The sequence below is a fragment of the Alloacidobacterium sp. genome (assembly GCF_035631355.1).
In the GTDB taxonomy this organism is placed as follows: Bacteria; Acidobacteriota; Terriglobia; order Terriglobales; family Acidobacteriaceae; genus Alloacidobacterium.
This window is the reverse complement of sequence record NZ_DASQIX010000064.1, coordinates 1-17,645: the sequence shown is the minus strand read 5'-3', so window position 1 is coordinate 17,645 and position 17,645 is coordinate 1. Positions and strand designations below refer to the sequence as shown.

Sequence of the window (17,645 nt, the reverse complement as noted above, 5' to 3'; positions counted from 1 at the left end):
GACGCTGAGTGGAATGAAGGGGAAGGATCTGCTTTTCATGACGTTTATTCCGCGCGCAGAATCTCCGTGGGGTCGGTGCGCAATGCGCGAAGCACGGCCGGGAGTGTGGCAACGAGCGCGGTCAGCAGAATGGCGCACGCCGGCAAAGCGATCATGCCCGCATCGGTTGCTTTGACCTGGTAGAAGAGCGACTCGACATAGCGCGCCGCGCCGAATCCAAGCGCGACACCCGTACAGCCTCCGAGCGCGATCATCAAAAAGACATCGAGTGTGACGACGCGCACTATGCTCGCACGAGGCGAGCCCATCGCCATGCGGATACCGATCTCGCGGCGGCGCTGGAGAACCGAGTAGTTGAGGACAGCATAGAGTCCGATGCCCGCGAGGAGCAACGCCACGGCGGCAAAGAAGGCGGCGAGCATGGCGATCAGGCGCTCGCGAACGGTCTGGTCGCGGACCAGTTCGAGCTGCGTGGTGACGTTTGAGACGCGAAGTCCGTTGTGGCGCTGTGCGATGAGCTGGCGGAGGGAATCGGTGAGAGCGAGGGGGTTCCGGGTATCGGTGTGAATGACGAAGGTGGCGAAGTCGACGGTCTTGGGGACGGATTTGTCGTCGACTTCGTTGAAGGGGACGTAGAAGACAGCAAGATTGGGCTCGCGCAGGTCGTGGTCAGGGACATCGGGGGTGACGCCAACGATTGTATTAAGAGGTTGATTGGCGCCACGTGAAAAGGTGCGTCCGATGGGGTCCTGGCCGGGGAAGTAGGTCTTGACGAAGGTTTCGCTGACGATGGCGGCTCCCGGCGAGGTGTCTTGAGGGCCAAAGTCGCGGCCGGAATCGAGAGGGATCTTCATCGTCGGGAGCCAGCCGGGGGAAATGTTCAGGAAAAAGGCAGGAGTCGGACTGGGAGGCGCGCCATTGATGGAGATGTCGCTGTTTATCCTGATGCGCCCAAGAAGGGGCCAGCCGGAGATAGCGACCGAGTCGACGCCCGGGGCGGCACGGAGGGCCTCGGCAGTTTGATTCCAGACGACCGAGGTCTGGCCTTTTCCGGCAACCGTTTCAAGCAGGAGCAGGCGGTCAGTGGAGAAACCAAGGGGGCGGTTCTGCAGGCGCTGAAAGGAGGCGACGAAGAGTGAAGAAAGAAAGAGAGTGAGGAAGCAGAAAGCAACCTGAAGAGCAATAGCTCCGCGCATAAGGCGTCGCGGCGAGTACGGATCTTCACCACCTTTGAGCGCGGCAACGGGCCGGACGGCAGAGGCACGTAAAGCAGGAAGCAAACCAAGCAATAGAACAACGAGAATAATCAGCCCGAAGCCGAAGAGAAGTACACGCCAGTCGGCGGAAAGGGCGAGGCGCGCAGGGTTGTCGGGCGGATTGATGAGGCCGAGCACAAAAGGCGCCGACCACGCCGCAAAGAGTGCGCCGAGGACGGAAGCCAGGAGCGCGAGCAGCGCGCTCTGGGCCAGGATGAGCTGCACGAGGCGACGACGGCCGGCGCCGATCGAAATCCTCAGAGCCATCTCTTGGGCGCGGGCTGCGGCCTGGGCGGTCATCATGTTACCGACATTGACGCAGGCGATGAACAGAACGAGAGCGGCCAGGAGGCCGAGGACGACAAGTAACCGGCGATATTCCTTCTGGAGCGCGGAGATGCCGGCGCCAGCCGAATAGAAGACAAGTTTCTGATTGAGATAGCGGTCGATGTCCGCCTGGGTCTCGCCACGGAAGCATGTGGAACACGCGCTTCCGAAGGTGTGATTGACGGCGGAGAGGTGCTGCCGCAGCGGCTCGAGGGCGGTAGTCGGGTTGACGCCGGGCTTCAACATCAGGAAGACGCGGTGCCAGTCGGCCCTGTCCTGAGCGGCCAAGGTGTTCATGCTGAGGGGCAGAAAGATGTCGGTGACAGTTCCTTTTTCGACTCCGGTGAAATCCCGCGGACCCACGCCGATGATCTGGAAGTTTTGGTCGCCGATATGGAGCAAGCGGCCGAGGACGTGAGGATCACGGCCGAAGCGGTGATTCCAGTAGTCCCAGGAGAGGACCGCATAGGGAGCGGCGCCGGGGGCGCGGTCATCGGCGGCGACGAACAGGCGGCCGAGCGCAGGCTCAAGGCCGAAAAGCGGGAACATGTTACCGGAGACATAAACAACGTGGGCCTTCTCCACGTCGTCGTCGGTGGACCAGGTGATGTCCATGCGGTCGGCCTCGCTGATGGCGATGAGATCAGCCTGGTCCTTGACGGCATTGCGCATGAGGTTGAACTCCGGCGTGGCCCAATGGTCGTCCTCGAGAGGCTTGCCGTCGAAGCCGGTCATCTTGTGGGAGAGGACGTATAGGTTGCTGGAATTGGAGATGGGCAGAGGGCGCCAGAGCAGGGCGTCGATAAGACGGAAGGCGGCGACACAGGAGCCGATGCCGAGAGCGAGAGAAAGCACAGCAGCCACGGACGTGACCTTGTTACGGCATAGCTGCCTCCAGCCGAATCTTACATCGGCGAGAAGCGATTCAAGCCATCCGGCAACACGAATGCTGTGGCTCGCCTCGCGCTGGCGCAGAATCGAACCGAAGGTGCGGCGTGCCTCGTCGGGGTCGCGCCCCGAGGCAATCGCTTCTTCTATGTGCGACTGCAACTCTTCGTCGATCTCTCGATTCAAGCGTTCGCCTTGCACGGCATTTAAGATACGCGACCACAGAGACATGTCATGCCTCCCTGAGAACCCGGTTGATTGCCAAGCTGACGGACTGCCAGCGCGACTCTTCCACGCCCAGTTGCTTCTTGCCTGCAGCGGTCAGCTCGTAGACGCGGGCGCGGCGGCCGGAATCCTTCTTGATCCACTCCGCGCGAATCCAGCCCGCTTCCTCCATCCGGTGCAGCGCGGGGTAGAGCGAACCTTCCTCTGCGCGCAGCACATCGCCGGATGTACTGGCAACCGCAGCCATGATTGCGTATCCGTGAAGCCGCGGACGCCGCGACAATATCTTGAGCACGAGCAAATCGAGTGAACCTTGCAGAGCATCGGTCTTGGCCATATTTAGATGTCTTTATATAGATATCTAGGTATGGATGTCAATAGGCAACCTATGGAATCTCTGATGAAGTCCAGGTTTCGGAAACGGGAATCTCTGATTGAGTCAGGGTTTCGTAAGGGCATGGCTTTTTAGCCATGCCGTAAGCTGCTCAGATGCGATGCTGGTCAAAGCCGCCAAATTGAACCCGTCATTGGTGGACTATTCGTGCTGCAGGATGTCCGCTGGGTCGGTATTGAGAGCTCGGCGAGCAGGCGCATAGCTGGCAACATTGGCGACAGCGAAAAGAAACAAAGAACTCAAGATGAAGACTCCCGGATGGAGCACATCACGGGATTGCGTAGATGCCATTTCTGGAGACAGGTAAGAAATGTTAGTCGCCACCCGCGCAACGATCACGGCCGCGATGCACCCAACAGCGGAGCCGGCGAGGGCCAGCCACCATGTTTCTTTCATCACAAGTCCGAATACAGCGGTCCTGTCGGCGCCGAAGGCCATGCGGATACCCATTTCCTTCTCGCGTTGAGCTGCCGCGTACGAGGTGATGCCATAGATGCCCGTGGCCGCCAGGATCATGCCACAGACTGCGATCAGCCCGATCAGATCAGCAGATATGCGCTTTAGCCACAGCGAGTTGGCGGCAACGTTGGACATAGGCTGCATTTCGACAACGGGCAGATCAGGATCGAAGTGCCGAATTTTTTGGCGAAGGGCATCGCCAACGACAGAAGGATTGGCTCTGGTTCGCGCCATGATCCACACGTTACGGGGAGGCGATTGGCGCACGGTCCAGAAGATTTCGGGATGGGGATTCCTATCCAGTGCATTGAGCTTGAAATCGGCCACGACGCCGACGATTTGCGCATTGGCAAACCACACGTTTGCATGCTTCCCGATGGGGTCCTCCGAGGGCAGGAACTTGCGGACGAAGGACTCATTGACGACCGCGACCACGGGAGTGCCGGTTCTGTCGTGCTCCTCAAGAAAGCGGCCCCGAACGAGCCGTAATCGCAGCGCCTGTATGAAGTCGGGATTCACCATCTCCGTACCAGTGTCACCTTCGCTGCGGGAGGGCGGAATGGCGTGGCCTTCGATCTGCACCGGGGAACCGCCCCCCTCAGTCCAAAGCGGCAGCCTCTCGGTGAAGCCGGCCGACTCCACGCCCGGTGCCGAAAGCACAACCGACTCTAATTGCTCATATAGCCGTTCTCGTGTGGGACTATATTCGCCGTCGATGTATTTTCCGTAGTCCGCATCCGGAACGCGGATCTGAAATACGAGCAGGTGGCTCGTGTCGAATCCCGGATCAGCGTGAAGCAACTCGACAAAATTCTCGACCAGCGATGCACCGAGGATGAGCAGTACCAGAGAAAAAACGAATTCACAAAAGATGAAGATCTGCCCAAGGCGTCGTGTGCTCTTGCTGGCCGAAGCCGTGCGCCCGCTCATCTTGAGCAGATCATAGGGGCGCATCTTCGATGTCCGAAGCAGCGGAATGAAGCCGAAAAGCAGGCTGATCAGCAAAGTGAGCGCGGAGACAAAGGTCAGCATTCCCAGATCGAGGCGGACTGTGTCAAGACGCGGCAACATGTCCGATTGTGGCAGCAGGGCAAGCATGGTGTGGATGCCGGTCCACGCGAAGCCAAGTCCGGTGAGACCGGCAGCCGCGGCGATGACGAGGCTCTCAGAAATCAGTTGCTGGATCAGACGAACCCGGCTGGCGCCCAGTGCCGCGCGCACCGCGAATTCGCGTTGCCGATCGACAGTCCGCGCAAGGAACAGGTTGGCGACGTTGACACAAGCTATCAGTAGCAGCAACCCGACACCCACCGAGAGAAGCAGTAGCAGCTTCCAACTGCTGCCGATCACTTGTGCGCTCATGGGAACCACGATGGCATGCACTTTCTCCAGCATTGGCCGGTCGCGCGTGATCTGCGCCGAAAGCACAAACAATTCGGTCTGCGCCTCAGTCCATGTCACGCCCGGCTTCAAGCGACCGATCACGACCCTTCCCCAGGTGGAGAAATCCTGTAGCTCTGTCTGCGATGCCCAGTGCGGAGTCCAAAGTTCCGGACGGCCGCCTGGAGTGGGATAAAAGCCGTCCGGCATTACCCCCACGATTTCGTAAGACTGGCGGTCCAGGAGGATGCGCCTGCCGAGCACCCCGGGGTCTTTGGCGAAACGATTTCGCCATGTCGTATAACTGAGCACGACAACGCGGCCGGCATTAGACGTGTAGTCGGTGGCTTGCAGGGTGCGGCCCAAAAGAGCGGGCGTTCCGAGCGTTTCGAAAAACTGTTGGTACACCTCGTGTGCGGATACCAGGTCGGCTCGATCTTTGTCGCTGAGCAGCATCGTCCGCCAGAAATAAGCACTCATGTTTTCGAAACTCTGGCTGCCGAGCTTCCACCCGAAATAATTGCCTGGACGCACGCTGCTGAAGTACGCTTCATCACCCATGCGGTAGCGCTCGTCTCCCACGCCTTCCCACAGGTGAACGAGCCTCTGAGGCTCCCGAAATGGGAGGGGATTGAGAACAACCGCTTTGACCACACTAAAGATCGCGGTGGCGGAGCCGATCCCAAGGGCCAGTGTGAAGATAGCGACTATCGCGAAGCCTGGATTCTGAATGACTTGACGGAGCGCGTAACGGAAATCAGAAAACAGTGCGATGACACTGTTTTCCCACCCGTAAGAACGTACCTGCTCTTGGACTGCCGCCATATTTCCATCCTCGAGGATTGCTGCCCGCTTTGCATCTTCCGGGGAGAGTCCACGAGCAGCCCATATGGCCGTCGTCTCTTCGAAATACTGGCGTACCTCTTCATCTAACTCTTTATCCCTCGAGGCTGGGCTGACCAGCCTGCGTAGGCCAATGAAGAGGTGACGCCAGACGGACATCGGGGCTAAGCCTCCGCTTTGAGCAGCCTTGCAATCGCCGACGACCGGCGCGCCCAGTCGGCAGTCTCTACTTCAAGCTGTTTCTTTCCTGCACGGGTCAACGAGTAGAATTTGGCCCGCCGTGAGTTCTCGGTCTGCCGCCACGCCGCATCAATCCATGCCGACCTGTCCAGGCGCTGCAATGCGGTGAGCAGGGAACCGGGATTGACCTTGAAGACTCCGCGCGAGATCTGCTCAACCCGCCGGGCGATCCCAAAGGCATGCATTGGCTCAAGACTGAGGGTCTTGAGGATGAGCATGTCGAGAGTTCCCTGGATAATATCGGTGTTCTTGTCGTCCATGCCGGAGTATGCTATGCCTCGTTCCGTTTGATTGTCAAGATGTGATGATCATATCAAATCCAATTTGCTGACAACAGGGCGAGTCACTTATTGATCGGAGTGATTGGCCATCGGAATTAATTGCGGTGGCCCGGGCTGCTTCTTGACAGCCCTGCTATGATGAAATCGAGAGAAAACAGGACAAGAACGCCCGCGCAAAGCGGGCGTTTTAATTGCACAGAAGAGCTATCCTCTCGTAAGTGATTGAAAACACTAGAATGCATCTAACTCAAGCATAATCAGCAGCATAGCAGGGGATGACCCCCCGCTAAGTCATTGAAAAACCGTAAACCGGAGGAGGGGAGGGAGGTCAGACTCTGGCGCCCGCATAATTCCTGCGTATCCCCAGAAACAGCGGAACACCCGCCAGAATAATCGCCGTCCCCACCAGAGAATTCTTGAAGTTCTCGGCGTACGAAAAATAAAGCAGCACCGCTGAAGCCGCAACAAATAACGCCGGGAGCACCGGATATCCCCACACCCGGTAAGGCCGTGGCGCATCGGGTTGCCGCTTGCGATACACAAAAATCGTAGTGGCCGTGATCATATAAAAGAGCCATTCGGCAAAAATCGCCAGCTCAAAAAGCTGCTGGAACCGCCCAACCACAAGCAACAGCAGCGTACTGAGCAGCGCCTGCACCACCAGCGAAGTAGACGGACTCTGAAACCGCGGGTTGATGTGCGCAATGCTCTGAAAAAACAGCCTGTCGCGCGCCGCCGCAAAGGGAACGCGCGCGCCCGACATAATTGTGCCATTCAGAGTTACAAATATGCTCAGCGCCATCGCCACCGAAACCAGAATCGCACCAGCGTGTCCCGACACAACCGCCATCGCCGCAACCGCGGGGCGCGGTGACGCGGCAATCTGCGCCGCGGGCAGAATGTACTGGATAGCCGCATTCGTCGCCATGTAAAGCGCGCCGACGATAAACAGCCCGAAGATCAAAGCGATTGGCAGGCTGCGCTCCGGGCGCTTCACTTCGCCCGCAACCATCGTCAGATCGTTCCAGCCATCGTACGCCCAGAGCACGGCGATCATCGCCACCATGAATCCGCCAAATCCGCCCTGCGCTTCAGTGAACGACGTTCTGAAGTTCCCGAGCGACCCGGTATGCGAGAAGAGGCAGAAACCTGCGATCACTACAATCAGGACAGCCTTCAGCCAGGTAAAGATAAGCTGAAAGTCGCCCGCCTTCTTCATGCCGAGATAATTGAGTCCCGTAATAAGCCAGGTCGCGCCAATGGCAAACAGTTGCGACCAGTAGAGCGCGTTCGAGCCGTGAAAGACAGGCCGCTCCAGCCACGCAAACACGCCAAAGATTGCCAGTGTGCGCGCCAGCCCGCTCGTCACGCTGGCAATCGACGCCGGTTTGGCCACGGCAAACCACGTCCACATGTAGAGAAACGCCGGCAGATCGCCATACGCGTTGCGGATATAGACATATTCGCCGCCCGCATAGGGCATCATCGCGCCGAGTTCGGCATAGGTCATCGCGCCGAAGAGCGAAAGCAGCCCGCCAACAATCCACGCCAGATAAACAAGCCCCGAGCTGCCGACCGCCCGCATCATCTCGTGCGGCACAAGAAAGATGCCGCTGCCGATAATCGTCCCTACTACGATGGCAGTGGCGTGCGACGCGCCCAATACGCGCGGCAGATCGTGTGTCTGTGTGGTTTGCTGTGTTGCCGGCAACGAACGGAGCTCCTGATGATGTGGCTTGAGTCCCTACCAGTCTGCCTGATAGGAGAACTGTCTGGCTACGGCAGAGTAGCGAGGGCAAGCCGCGATGAATCGCGCCTCCACTGAAAGAGCAGCACCAGCGCAATGAAGATCAGTGCAAGCGTAAGCCCCGTCCAGAGACCGAAGATGCCTCTTCCGTGCCGAAAGCAGAGCACATAGCCCAGCGGCAGACCGAAGATCCAGTATCCGGCGAAATTGGCCAACATCGGCATACGCGTTTCACCCAGGCCGCGTAGCGCTCCGGTAGAGATGGTCTGAATGCCATCGAATATCTGGAATGCAGCCGCCAGCGCTAGCAGTGGCACGCCCATTTCCACTACCGCTTCCTGGTTCGTGTAGATGACGAGAATCGCATGAGGCGCGAGCAGGAAAACAACAGCCGCGCACGCCATGAAGCTGACTCCTATGGCCAGCGCTAGCCATCCGGCGCGACGCGCGCGTGGACCATCGCCCGCGCCAACAGCATGACCAACAGCCACAGCGGCCGCAGCAGAGGTTCCCAGCGGGACCATATATGAAAATGCAGCACAATTCAACGCAATCTGGTGCGCAGCCAGTGCGGCGGGAGCAAGGCGTCCAGCCATGACAGTGGCCGCGCCGAATGCTCCGACTTCCATCACGATCTGGCCTGCCGCTGGAACTCCGAGCTTCAGCAGCCCTCTAAGACGCTCAAGAGCGATACCCGGCCAGTGGGCAAAAAGCGGATGACCGCGTCCTGCTTCATTCTTCCACGCTGCAAATATCAGCACAGCGGCCATGTAAACCCTGGCCAAGCAAGTGGAGAGCGCAGACCCGCGCACGCCCATTGCTGGAAATCCCAGATGCCCATAAATGAGCGCCCAGTTGCCGCCCCAGTTGATCAGGTTGGCGGAGATGAGCGCGAACGTTACCGGCCCAACGCGCTTCACCCCCTGCAGGTAGCGGCGGAAGCCCGCATACAGCAGCAACGGCAGAGTGCCCCAGTTCAGCACTCGCAGATAATCCGAAGTTTGTTGGCTGACCGCCGGATTGATCCTCAGATAAGGGAACGCCAGCGGCGCTGCCCAGAGAAACACCATCAGCACAGGCGTAAAGGCAAGCGCAATGTAAACGCCTTGCGAGAGCCAGCGATGGCACTCGTCAAAGTCTCCGCGCCCATAAGCCTGCGAGACAAGAGTGTCGAGTCCCAGCAGTATTCCGATGCCGAACAGCGCCGGCGCGTAATAGATGGCATTCCCCATGCCGACCGCGCCAATTGCTTCGGCGCTCAACCGCCCCACCATGATCGTGTCCACGATCGACATCGACATCCATCCCAGCTCAGACAAAATGACAGGGATGGCAAGCGCGAGCAGCGAGCGCAACTCCTCCTTCAAACCGGTCTGAGCTGACTGTGCCCGCATAGCACAACTCTAACCAATGAGGTTGTGGATGAGTAATTTAGGCCCCTTATATGCGCTCTTATGAAGCAGCGTCACTGAGAGGCGCACCAAAGGCCACTGCTCAAATGTGTTAACTTTAAAAGAGATTTGTGCGTCTGGAGAGATGGCCGAGTGGCTGAAGGCGCACGCTTGGAAAGCGTGTTTAGGGGAAACTCTAACGTGGGTTCGAATCCCACTCTCTCCGCCATTCCCCTATTTTTCCTGTTCCAATAACATCCACCACTATCAGGTCTGCGCCGTCACTCCACAACTGTCCAACTCTTATCGGGATCGAACTTGCTCATGGTAGTTGCTATTTCTGCAGTGTTCTTCCCTAAATCTTTTTGGAGCAGCACGTCATCCTGATCGATCATGAAGGTCATTACCCCGGAGTTGCCGTATTCGGCAGGATACGCAACGAAACCAAATCCGCCGGTCATCTTCCCATCCGCTACGTATTGCTTTGCACCGCCCGGCGCATTACCACTTTGCCCCTCCAGTATGTGGAAGTAGTAGCCGTGGAAAGGTGCGTGAGCGTCGGGCTTCACACTATAGCCTTCGGCGGTTGCAAACGCCGCCAGCGGCCCAAGCGGGCTTTGGGGCTGACCTGCAGGAGAACTCCAGTACAAACCATTGTGCTTGCCGGGATCACTGATGAACTTCTGAGCGTACTGTTTCGTGGTTGCGCCGTCATGTAGTTGCGAGAAGTACTCAGCTTGCGCATTGGCCGCCGCATTACAAACATCGATGATTGCTAGTTCGTTCCGACCAATGCGGCGATTAAGGATCTCTTCCTTTCCTGACGCAGTGTCGAAATACCACTGTCCTTGATCGTTCTTCTTCAGCGGGATAGGAAATGGAAAATTGTCATATCCGACCAGCAGGATCTGGGAGCCATCAGGCATCCTGCGCCAGCGGTGCATCACGTTATACCCTGCCACAAATGCCGCGACGGTGTTCTTGTCCTGGATGGCATCGCCTGAGGAGATTAGCTCTTTTGAGTCAGGGCCAAAAATTGCGAGTAGTGTGTTTTGATCGCCTGATTTCGCTGCAGCCACGAGTGCGCTGCCAGCTTCGTCGGGCGTAGCAAACATTCCTAGCGAAGGCTTGCTCGAATTGCAAGCTGCGAGTGGGATTACCACCGCCAGAAGCAGGAACCGTGCCGTAAGTGCAATTCGGCCGAGTTTATGCGACATCAAGTCCTCCAAGAATCCATAGCAAACCTCTTGCAAATACCACGGACCAGAGGTGAATTTTCGTTTCGAGGCATACTGTCGGCTCTACCTGCGACCATGCCATCCGCCGCCACCACCGCGGCTTGCCGAGCCACGAGCGCTCGCCTCTCGCGATTGCCATCCGCTGCCTCCCCCACCAAAGGCCGATGTGCGGTTGGCGCCTTCCCGCTGCCCCCATCCGTTCGAGGAACTGGAACTAGGCTTCTGCACATTGTTCCAGGTTCCGTCTGTGTTTTTCTGCCATCCACTTCCAGTGTTTCTGTATTCGTTGCCGTTCGCAGTCGCATACTTGTTGCCGTTGGCTGCTTGGCCCGCAGCATAGTTCCCGTTCGCGTTCGTTCCGGCAACACCCCTGCCACCGTCGGAAGTTTGCACTGTTCCCACTGAGCCGTTCGCAGTTGTCTGGTGCTGGGTGTACGCCGTATTGCCGTTCTTTGAGACAACCGAACTACCGTAGTTCCCGTACGCGTTGGAGTTTTGGCGCGTGGCTGCGTAAGCCCCGGTATTCGGGTTGTAAGCCTGACCAGCAGCCGCGTGTCCATAGGGCGTTGACACCGATCCGCCTCGCGCATAAGTCCCGGTTGAAGGATTGTACGCGTTGCCGGCCCGCGCGACGCCGTTCGGGCCATAAGCCGTCGCGCTGGATCCGTAATAGCCGCCGTGCCATGCATTGTTTCCGTAATAGGCGCCGCCTCCATAGACCACGGCACCGCCGTGCCAGTTGCAGTTCCAGTAGCTGTAGCCCCATCCGCAACAACTGTTATTGATCGCCGCGCCTACTGCGATGCCGGCGCCAAAAGCAAGCAGCCCGGTAGCCACCATGGCTCCGGTGCTGTAACCCGGCGTCGTATATGGCGTGCCATAGACCACCGTCGGGTTGTACTGCGGAACATACACCACCTGCGGATTGGTCGGCTGAATCACAATCGTCTGCGGCGACTGCTGCACGACCGTAATTTGCGAGCCCGATTTCAGATTGCCGGCCGCCTGCGCTTGGGCACGTAAAGTCTGGACCGCCGTCATCACGTCAGCCGACTGCGTGCTATACGCCTCTCCCAGCGCAGAAGTCCAGCTGAGATTCTTCGCCATGTTGTCGAGGACAGAGGGAAACTGTGAAAGTGCTTTCACACTCGGATCCCACTGTTGGCTATCAACGGCCTGCATAAGAGCTTGGCCGGTGAGGTTCTTATTCTGCTGAAGCCAATCGTTGGCTGCCGCAACCTGGTCTGGAAAAGTGGCGGCTCCAAGAACCTGGGCAACCAGGGCATCGGGATATAGAGCAATGGGCGCCACCAGTTGTTGCAGCTGGTTCGTCGATAGTGGTGCGCCTTGTCCCGCATACGACGAAGCCCCGCTTGGCGCGTTTTGCGGTTCCGGAGCCTGTGACAATATATCCTCGGGGATCGCCGCGAGGATCAAAATGCAGCTGAGCGGATATACCAGTATCTTTTTCAGCTTGGCGAAGATCGGTTTCATCTCAGCTTCGAAGTGCGCGATGGAAGGGTCAGCACCGACGGCATCCCTGCGCATCGTCTCCAGCAGCAAGGAAGTACCCATATCTCCACTCCTTAATTCATTCGCAAACATCCGCGGTTTTTCAAGACGCCCCTAAGTTATCGAACAAAGGGGCGCACTTCCACTGGCAGAAGTGACAGCATCACTGAGATTCGTGGAGTACTGGCCGAACTGGAGCAGCAAGAGTGAATTTGCTGGCTATGTCTTCTGGTAGTTGCTGTTCTCGATGGCAATCGTCAACTGTTTGCTTACGCCGTTAATGGTTTCCGTTGACACATGATTGGGTCCGCCTGGGATCGCGCTGAATTGAACTGTTACCTTCACCGCATCCTTGGGGTCGTTCAAATAGCTGGCTATGGATAAGCTCACGAGATTCTTTTGCGTCTTGTCCATGACCAGTGTCATATTGTCCCCCTGCTTGATGTAGTTGGAAATCACCAGCTTGTATTGTCCGGGCGTGCCGGCTTCCGGACTCAAAGCAATGTTCCCCTTTTGACGTGCCTGTTCGATTGCATCTTTATCCGGCGGGAGATATTGCTGAATCAAGGCTCTGATCTGGTCCGCGTAATCCTTGTATTCCTCTTTCTTCTTCTCGACGACATGTTGTTTCAGACGCCCGCCACTAGGGGCAGCGGGTGCTGCTTGCGCGTCAAGGGGAGTCTTTTGGGGCTTGCCGTCAGGACCCAGGCGCACCTGGAAGTGTTCCTGCTTCTTCTGCTCGCCTTTCAGCGAGATCGTATCCTGCTCAACCCACGTGTATTGCGCAAGAGCCTGCTTGTTCTGCGCAACTGCTTCTTTGATCTCTGCAACTTTCTGTTGCAATTCAGGACTCTGCGCCGCAGTGGAATACGTAACTGCTGAACCAGCCGCGAGAAAGCTCAGGATTAAGTAAATCCTTTTACGGTGTGATCTATCTCTCATGACAAAAAATCCTTTCCTCGGGCGAACGGCGCGCGTCCTTTCACTACTGTTTCGGCGGATAATTTTTCAACAGCTTTGCCATCGCTTTGTCGAGGTTCTTCTGGTTCTTTTCCTGATTCGAGCTGGGATCCAGTGTCTTGGTCGCCCGTCCGGTCCAAACAAGCTGCTTCGTCGCCGGATCATACATGTCGAGAACCATGGTCCCAATGTCGATGTTCGAGCTGCTGGCAGTAGCCATCCCGCCGCCAAATCCACGGCCCATTCCATACGCGTTCCATTGCTTCTGCTGATCGACAGCGATCTGGTAGCCGACCAGGAGATCGGCGTTCTCGGCATCGGTCTTGGTCAGGCCCTTTGGCGATAGTTGCCCATCCACAGCCTGCTTGATTTCCGCATCCATAATCTGATTGGGATGAGCACCACCGGGAATATCGATCCATTTGTAACTGTGGTATTTCGAGAAATTTGTACCGGGCATAGCGTTGTAAGTAACGTCCTGCGCGGCCATCATCACCGCAATAAGCATTAGAAATGCAGCGGTAATAGCCGGCCCGACTATCTTGTGAATTCTTTTGGCGTGCATAGTTACCTCCTGACAAAGCAAGAGCCTTCGAGGGCCAATTTTTTTTGCGCAAATCAACGGCTCGGGTCTGAGTTTATTGCAGCCGGAATGAGTCGACAACTGTCAGATGAGACAGTTAGGAAGCGCTTGATCACGAGGAAGATTTTTATCCTGCATTCAGTTCAGGCGAAGTGAATGATCTCGAGCGAATATCTTGCTGTCTGGGATATGTAAATTACCCAGGGTCTTTCCAGGAAGAGCCAACATATCTCATTGGTTTAATTAACCTTGCAACGGATACATGAATCCCAATCTCGACCCGATTTCTTCATTCCTAATCCGCAACCGATCTATGCGCTATTGGGTCAGGCAGACATCTATTGGTGCTGAAGTCGGTGGCGACGCCTATGCTGTGGACCGCGGCACCGGCAGCCGGCGGCAGCCTAGTAAGCGCCATCGCAAAGTAAGGGAAGAACGGTACAGACGCATGAGCAGGAAGATGAAGCTGAATACCCGCGCCAACAAGCAAAACTAAAACAAGGAACAGGACCATCCAAAGGAATCCGAATCGGATCGCACTCCCTAGATAGCTGCGAAGCTCATCTGCAGTACAGTTGTGTTGGAAGTACAGCGCGCTCCAGCGCGCTATCCATGGAAAGCCCTGCGAAGATTACCAGAAACGAGGCGACAATCTCGCCGAGATAAATGATTCCATAATCAGAAGGACGCAGATAATGCGTGTAAACCACGACGAGAAGAAAGTTCAGCACCCGGATGCCAAAGTTAGCCCCTCCATACACGGCAAACGACTTCGCCAGCCGTCGTATCATGGTGTGGATAACTGGAACCGCAGCCTCCAATTCAGGTGCTGTCACATTTTGCGAGGGAAGGTCATGCATAGGCGGGATCGCTGTTTCGTCATGCCAGCATATCAAGTCTCAATATCGTGCCTGCTTCAATAGCATGGCGCGCACGTCTTCCCAAGAGTTGCGGACGCATCGCGGGCGGAAGTCCGGTGCAGGCCGTAAAATGTCGAGCATGTCCACCGTGATCGCGGTTCCTGCCGGTATGAACCTGGCCGCAACCAGCGATCTGCGAGCCACGTCGGCAGTGTTCAGCTCTTCCGCCACAGGACGCTTGACCCCGTCTCCCATCGCCGTTTCGATATTGCGAATGCCTTTTACCAGACTGGCAAGCTCTTTCGGCTCCATTGATGCGAGATGGTCAGGACCAGGGAGCTCATGGCTCAGCGTGAAATGTTTTTCTATTACGCATGCGCCAAGCGCGACCGCGGCAAACGCTACTTCCGTTCCAGCTGTATGGTCAGACAACCCAACATCTACTCCAAACGCCTCTTCCAGAGCCTGCATCGCGCGCAAATTCATGCTGGAAGGACTAGCCGGATAGTTGCTGACACATTGCAGAAGCACCATTTGCCTGTTTCCAGATGCATGGATGGTTTCAACCGCAACCGACACTTCATCCATGGTCGCCATGCCAGTTGAAACAATTAACGGACGCCCTTTTCTCGCCACATGTTCCAGAAAATACAAAATTTGTAATCTCGCCCGATGGAACCTTGAATGCAGGCACCGGCAATGCAGCCAGGAGGTCTGCGCTTTCGTAATCAAAAGGGGTAGACAGAAAAATGATCTCTTTATTGATGCAATAGCGATAAAGCTCGCGGAATGCCTCAAAAGAAAGCTCGAACTTCCTTATCATGTCTAGTTGCGATTCTGTGGCCTGCGTAGTCTGCATCTGATATGTTGCCTTTGGAGCCAGAGGTGAGCACACATTCTCCGTCTTGAAAGTCTGAAACTTGACCGCGTCGCATCCGGACTCGACGGCCACGTAGACTAGTTCGCGGGCCATTTCCAAGGTTCCGTTATGATTGACCGCTGCTTCGGAAATGATGAAGCAGGGTTCTCCATGCCCTACCCGTCGCGCATCAACGGAAATGGTTTTGCTCTCTGCCTCGTGAACCACTAAGATTCCCTTCTTCAAGACCGTACCAGGATTATTCCACGACTCGTATTGCAGTCATACAGCCTTGCTTCCTGCGTTATCACGACCGATGATGGACCAACATGAGCATTCAACCCGTACTGGCTGTAGTTCCCGCCCGCGGCGGCCCAAAAGGCGTGCCGGTAAAGAACATCCGTCCACTGGCAGGGATCCCTCTCATTGCTCACTCGATCCGGCTTGCAAAATTATGCCCCGAAATTGCGAGGTGCATCGTTTCAACGGACAGCAGGCAGATTGCTGCGGTTGCTCGCGAATATGGCGCCGAGGTTCCGTTTCGGCGCCCCTCAGATCTTGCCCAGGATGATACGCCTATGTGGCCTGTTCTCCGTCACGCATTGACCGAAATGGAATCGCGCGAACGCTGCCGCTACGGCAGCGTTCTTCTGCTTTCGCCTGTCAGTCCATCGCGTCTGCCTGAAGATGTTTCGCATGCAGCACAGTTGCTTGAACAAGACGAGCAGGCAGTCGGAGTTGTCGCCGCATCCACTCCATCATTCAATCCGCGCTGGGCCTGCATCGACATCACTGCTGACGGTTACATGCAGCAGAGCTTTCCCGACGGCAATGTTTATGTAAGACGGCAGGACGTTCCGCCCATTTACCGCATCAACGGTGCGCTTTATTTATGGCGGCGTGATCATGTCGCAGGCTCCGATTCTCCTCGCTACTTTGAATTGCCGCACTGCATGTTAGAAATTCCTGAAAACCGAGTTATAGACATCGATACCCTGCACGATTTCCGCCTCGCCGAGTTGATGCTGCGGGACGGAGTGATTGGCTTCCCGTGGCTTGATCTACACACGCCGAAGCCATGATGGAGAGCGCATTGATCAGATGCTATACTCGCGGCAATATGCGGAAACGCCCCTATGACCGCTAACCCGTCGCGTGAGTTGCCCCTCATAACGAAAATGGGTGCGGTGCGTGAATTGATGGCCCTCATGGACCATTGCGCATTAGGCATCGCTTTGATCATTGATGAGCGCCAATGGCTCGAGGCGACCATCACCGATGGTGACGTGAGACGCGCTATGCTCCTTGGAATCGGACTTGACCAGCCGATCAGCAGTCTCCTTGCAACGCGCAAGGACAACGGACGCAGCGGTACTCCTGTAACTGCCCGCGATGGAGCTTTACCCGAGGAATTACGCCAGCTAATGTCCGAGTATCAGGTCCGGCAGATTCCGCTGCTTGATGCGGATGGGCGTGTCATAGACATCGCTATCGAGTCAGATTATTTAGCTCAATCGGCCCTGCAACTGGATGGCCTTATCATGGCGGGCGGCTTTGGCAAGCGCCTGATGCCCCTGACTGAAAACTGTCCGAAACCGATGCTGCCCGTGAGCGGTAGACCCATCCTTGAACATCTGGTCTGCAATCTTCGCGCTGCTGGAATCCAGCATGTCAGCATTTCGACCCACTACATGGCGGACAGCATCGTTGAGCACTTTCAGGACGGGAAAAATTTCGGCATCAACATCGAATATGTCGGCGAAGACCGTCCTATGGGCACTGCCGGAGCATTGGCGAGCGCTTCCACCGGCGACGTTCCTCTGCTCGTTATCAACGGAGACATTCTCACATCTATCGATTTCCGGGCGATGCTCGAATTTCATCGCGAGCACGCGGCTGACATGACCGTTGCTGTTCAGCAGCGCGAAATGCAAATCCCGTATGGCGTGATCGCAACTCAGGGCATTGATGCGGTCAGTATTGCGGAGAAGCCATCCGTGCGTCACTTCATCAATGCTGGTATCTACCTGGTTCAACCGGACGTATGCCGCATGGTTCCTCCAGACTCGGCGTTCGACATGCCCGATCTGATTACAAGCCTGATCAGCGCGCGCAGACGGGTAATTTGTTTTCCCATACGCGAATACTGGCTTGATGTCGGACAGATGGAACAATACGAGCGCGCGTCGGTAGACGCTGCGC

The 17,645-nt window shown here is 56.6% G+C and carries 16 protein-coding genes and 1 tRNA gene; 4 read left to right on the top strand and 13 right to left on the bottom strand.

The annotated features are described in order from the left end of the window. Positions 1-44: 44 nt before the first annotated feature. The 6 genes from VEV40_RS11770 to VEV40_RS11745 all read right to left on the bottom strand — a co-directional run bounded on the left by VEV40_RS11770 (position 45) and on the right by VEV40_RS11745 (position 9,434). On the bottom strand, positions 45-2,702 hold the full coding sequence (locus tag VEV40_RS11770) for an ADOP family duplicated permease (protein WP_324832540.1): 2,658 nt from the start codon (positions 2,700-2,702) through the stop codon (positions 45-47). 1 nt (position 2,703) lies between these two features. Continuing rightward, a complete protein-coding gene (locus VEV40_RS11765) occupies positions 2,704-3,033 on the bottom strand; it encodes a PadR family transcriptional regulator (protein ID WP_324832539.1) in 330 nt (109 codons plus the stop codon). Positions 3,034-3,231: 198 nt separating this feature from the next. After that, entirely contained in the window at positions 3,232-5,931 is a 2,700-nt protein-coding gene (locus VEV40_RS11760) for an ABC transporter permease (RefSeq protein WP_324832538.1), read from the bottom strand. 5 nt (positions 5,932-5,936) lie between these two features. Beyond that, complete coding sequence (locus VEV40_RS11755; RefSeq protein WP_324832537.1) at positions 5,937-6,272, bottom strand: PadR family transcriptional regulator; 336 nt, start codon at positions 6,270-6,272, stop codon at positions 5,937-5,939. Positions 6,273-6,621: 349 nt separating this feature from the next. After that, on the bottom strand, positions 6,622-8,004 hold the full coding sequence (locus tag VEV40_RS11750) for an APC family permease (RefSeq protein WP_324832535.1): 1,383 nt from the start codon (positions 8,002-8,004) through the stop codon (positions 6,622-6,624). A gap of 65 nt (positions 8,005-8,069) precedes the next feature. Beyond that, positions 8,070-9,434, bottom strand: a complete 1,365-nt coding sequence (locus VEV40_RS11745) for an MATE family efflux transporter (RefSeq protein WP_324832534.1) — start codon at positions 9,432-9,434, stop codon at positions 8,070-8,072. 136 nt (positions 9,435-9,570) lie between these two features. Here VEV40_RS11745 and VEV40_RS11740 point away from each other — a divergent pair. Next, positions 9,571-9,660: transfer RNA gene (locus tag VEV40_RS11740), tRNA-Ser, on the top strand. A 52-nt stretch (positions 9,661-9,712) separates the two neighbouring features. On the opposite strand, the gene VEV40_RS11735 is transcribed toward VEV40_RS11740, so the two are convergent. The 4 genes from VEV40_RS11735 to VEV40_RS11720 all read right to left on the bottom strand — a co-directional run bounded on the left by VEV40_RS11735 (position 9,713) and on the right by VEV40_RS11720 (position 13,706). Beyond that, positions 9,713-10,546 (bottom strand): DUF2950 domain-containing protein, encoded by an 834-nt coding sequence (locus VEV40_RS11735; RefSeq protein ID WP_324832532.1) that lies wholly within the window; start codon positions 10,544-10,546, stop codon positions 9,713-9,715. A gap of 186 nt (positions 10,547-10,732) precedes the next feature. Beyond that, on the bottom strand, positions 10,733-12,244 hold the full coding sequence (locus VEV40_RS11730; protein ID WP_324832530.1) for a DUF3300 domain-containing protein: 1,512 nt from the start codon (positions 12,242-12,244) through the stop codon (positions 10,733-10,735). A 156-nt stretch (positions 12,245-12,400) separates the two neighbouring features. Beyond that, complete coding sequence (locus VEV40_RS11725; protein ID WP_324832529.1) at positions 12,401-13,123, bottom strand: hypothetical protein; 723 nt, start codon at positions 13,121-13,123, stop codon at positions 12,401-12,403. A 43-nt stretch (positions 13,124-13,166) separates the two neighbouring features. Further along, complete coding sequence (locus VEV40_RS11720; protein ID WP_324832528.1) at positions 13,167-13,706, bottom strand: DUF4136 domain-containing protein; 540 nt, start codon at positions 13,704-13,706, stop codon at positions 13,167-13,169. A gap of 280 nt (positions 13,707-13,986) precedes the next feature. Between VEV40_RS11720 and VEV40_RS11715 the strand changes: the two genes are divergently transcribed. After that, positions 13,987-14,220 carry a hypothetical protein gene (locus VEV40_RS11715; protein WP_324832527.1) on the top strand — a complete coding sequence of 78 codons (234 nt, stop codon included), beginning with the start codon at positions 13,987-13,989 and terminating at the stop codon, positions 14,218-14,220. 64 nt (positions 14,221-14,284) lie between these two features. On the opposite strand, the gene VEV40_RS11710 is transcribed toward VEV40_RS11715, so the two are convergent. Genes VEV40_RS11710 through VEV40_RS11700 form a run of 3 tightly spaced genes read right to left on the bottom strand, consistent with a single transcriptional unit; the run spans position 14,285 to position 15,557 of the window. Then, on the bottom strand, positions 14,285-14,584 hold the full coding sequence (locus tag VEV40_RS11710) for a hypothetical protein (protein WP_324832525.1): 300 nt from the start codon (positions 14,582-14,584) through the stop codon (positions 14,285-14,287). 39 nt (positions 14,585-14,623) lie between these two features. After that, positions 14,624-15,181 (bottom strand): N-acetylneuraminate synthase family protein, encoded by a 558-nt coding sequence (locus VEV40_RS11705; RefSeq protein WP_324832524.1) that lies wholly within the window; start codon positions 15,179-15,181, stop codon positions 14,624-14,626. Beyond that, on the bottom strand, positions 15,165-15,557 hold the full coding sequence (locus VEV40_RS11700) for an N-acetylneuraminate synthase family protein (RefSeq protein WP_324832523.1): 393 nt from the start codon (positions 15,555-15,557) through the stop codon (positions 15,165-15,167). The genes VEV40_RS11705 and VEV40_RS11700 overlap by 17 nt, the downstream gene beginning before the upstream one ends. 215 nt (positions 15,558-15,772) lie before the next feature. Between VEV40_RS11700 and VEV40_RS11695 the strand changes: the two genes are divergently transcribed. Together VEV40_RS11695 and VEV40_RS11690 are read left to right on the top strand one after the other, a co-directional pair. Next, positions 15,773-16,525: an acylneuraminate cytidylyltransferase family protein gene (locus tag VEV40_RS11695; RefSeq protein ID WP_324832522.1), complete on the top strand. Its 753-nt coding sequence runs from the start codon at positions 15,773-15,775 to the stop codon at positions 16,523-16,525. A gap of 54 nt (positions 16,526-16,579) precedes the next feature. Then, the coding region (locus VEV40_RS11690) for a nucleotidyltransferase family protein (protein WP_324832521.1) at positions 16,580-17,645 on the top strand (1,066 nt) is incomplete at its 3' end.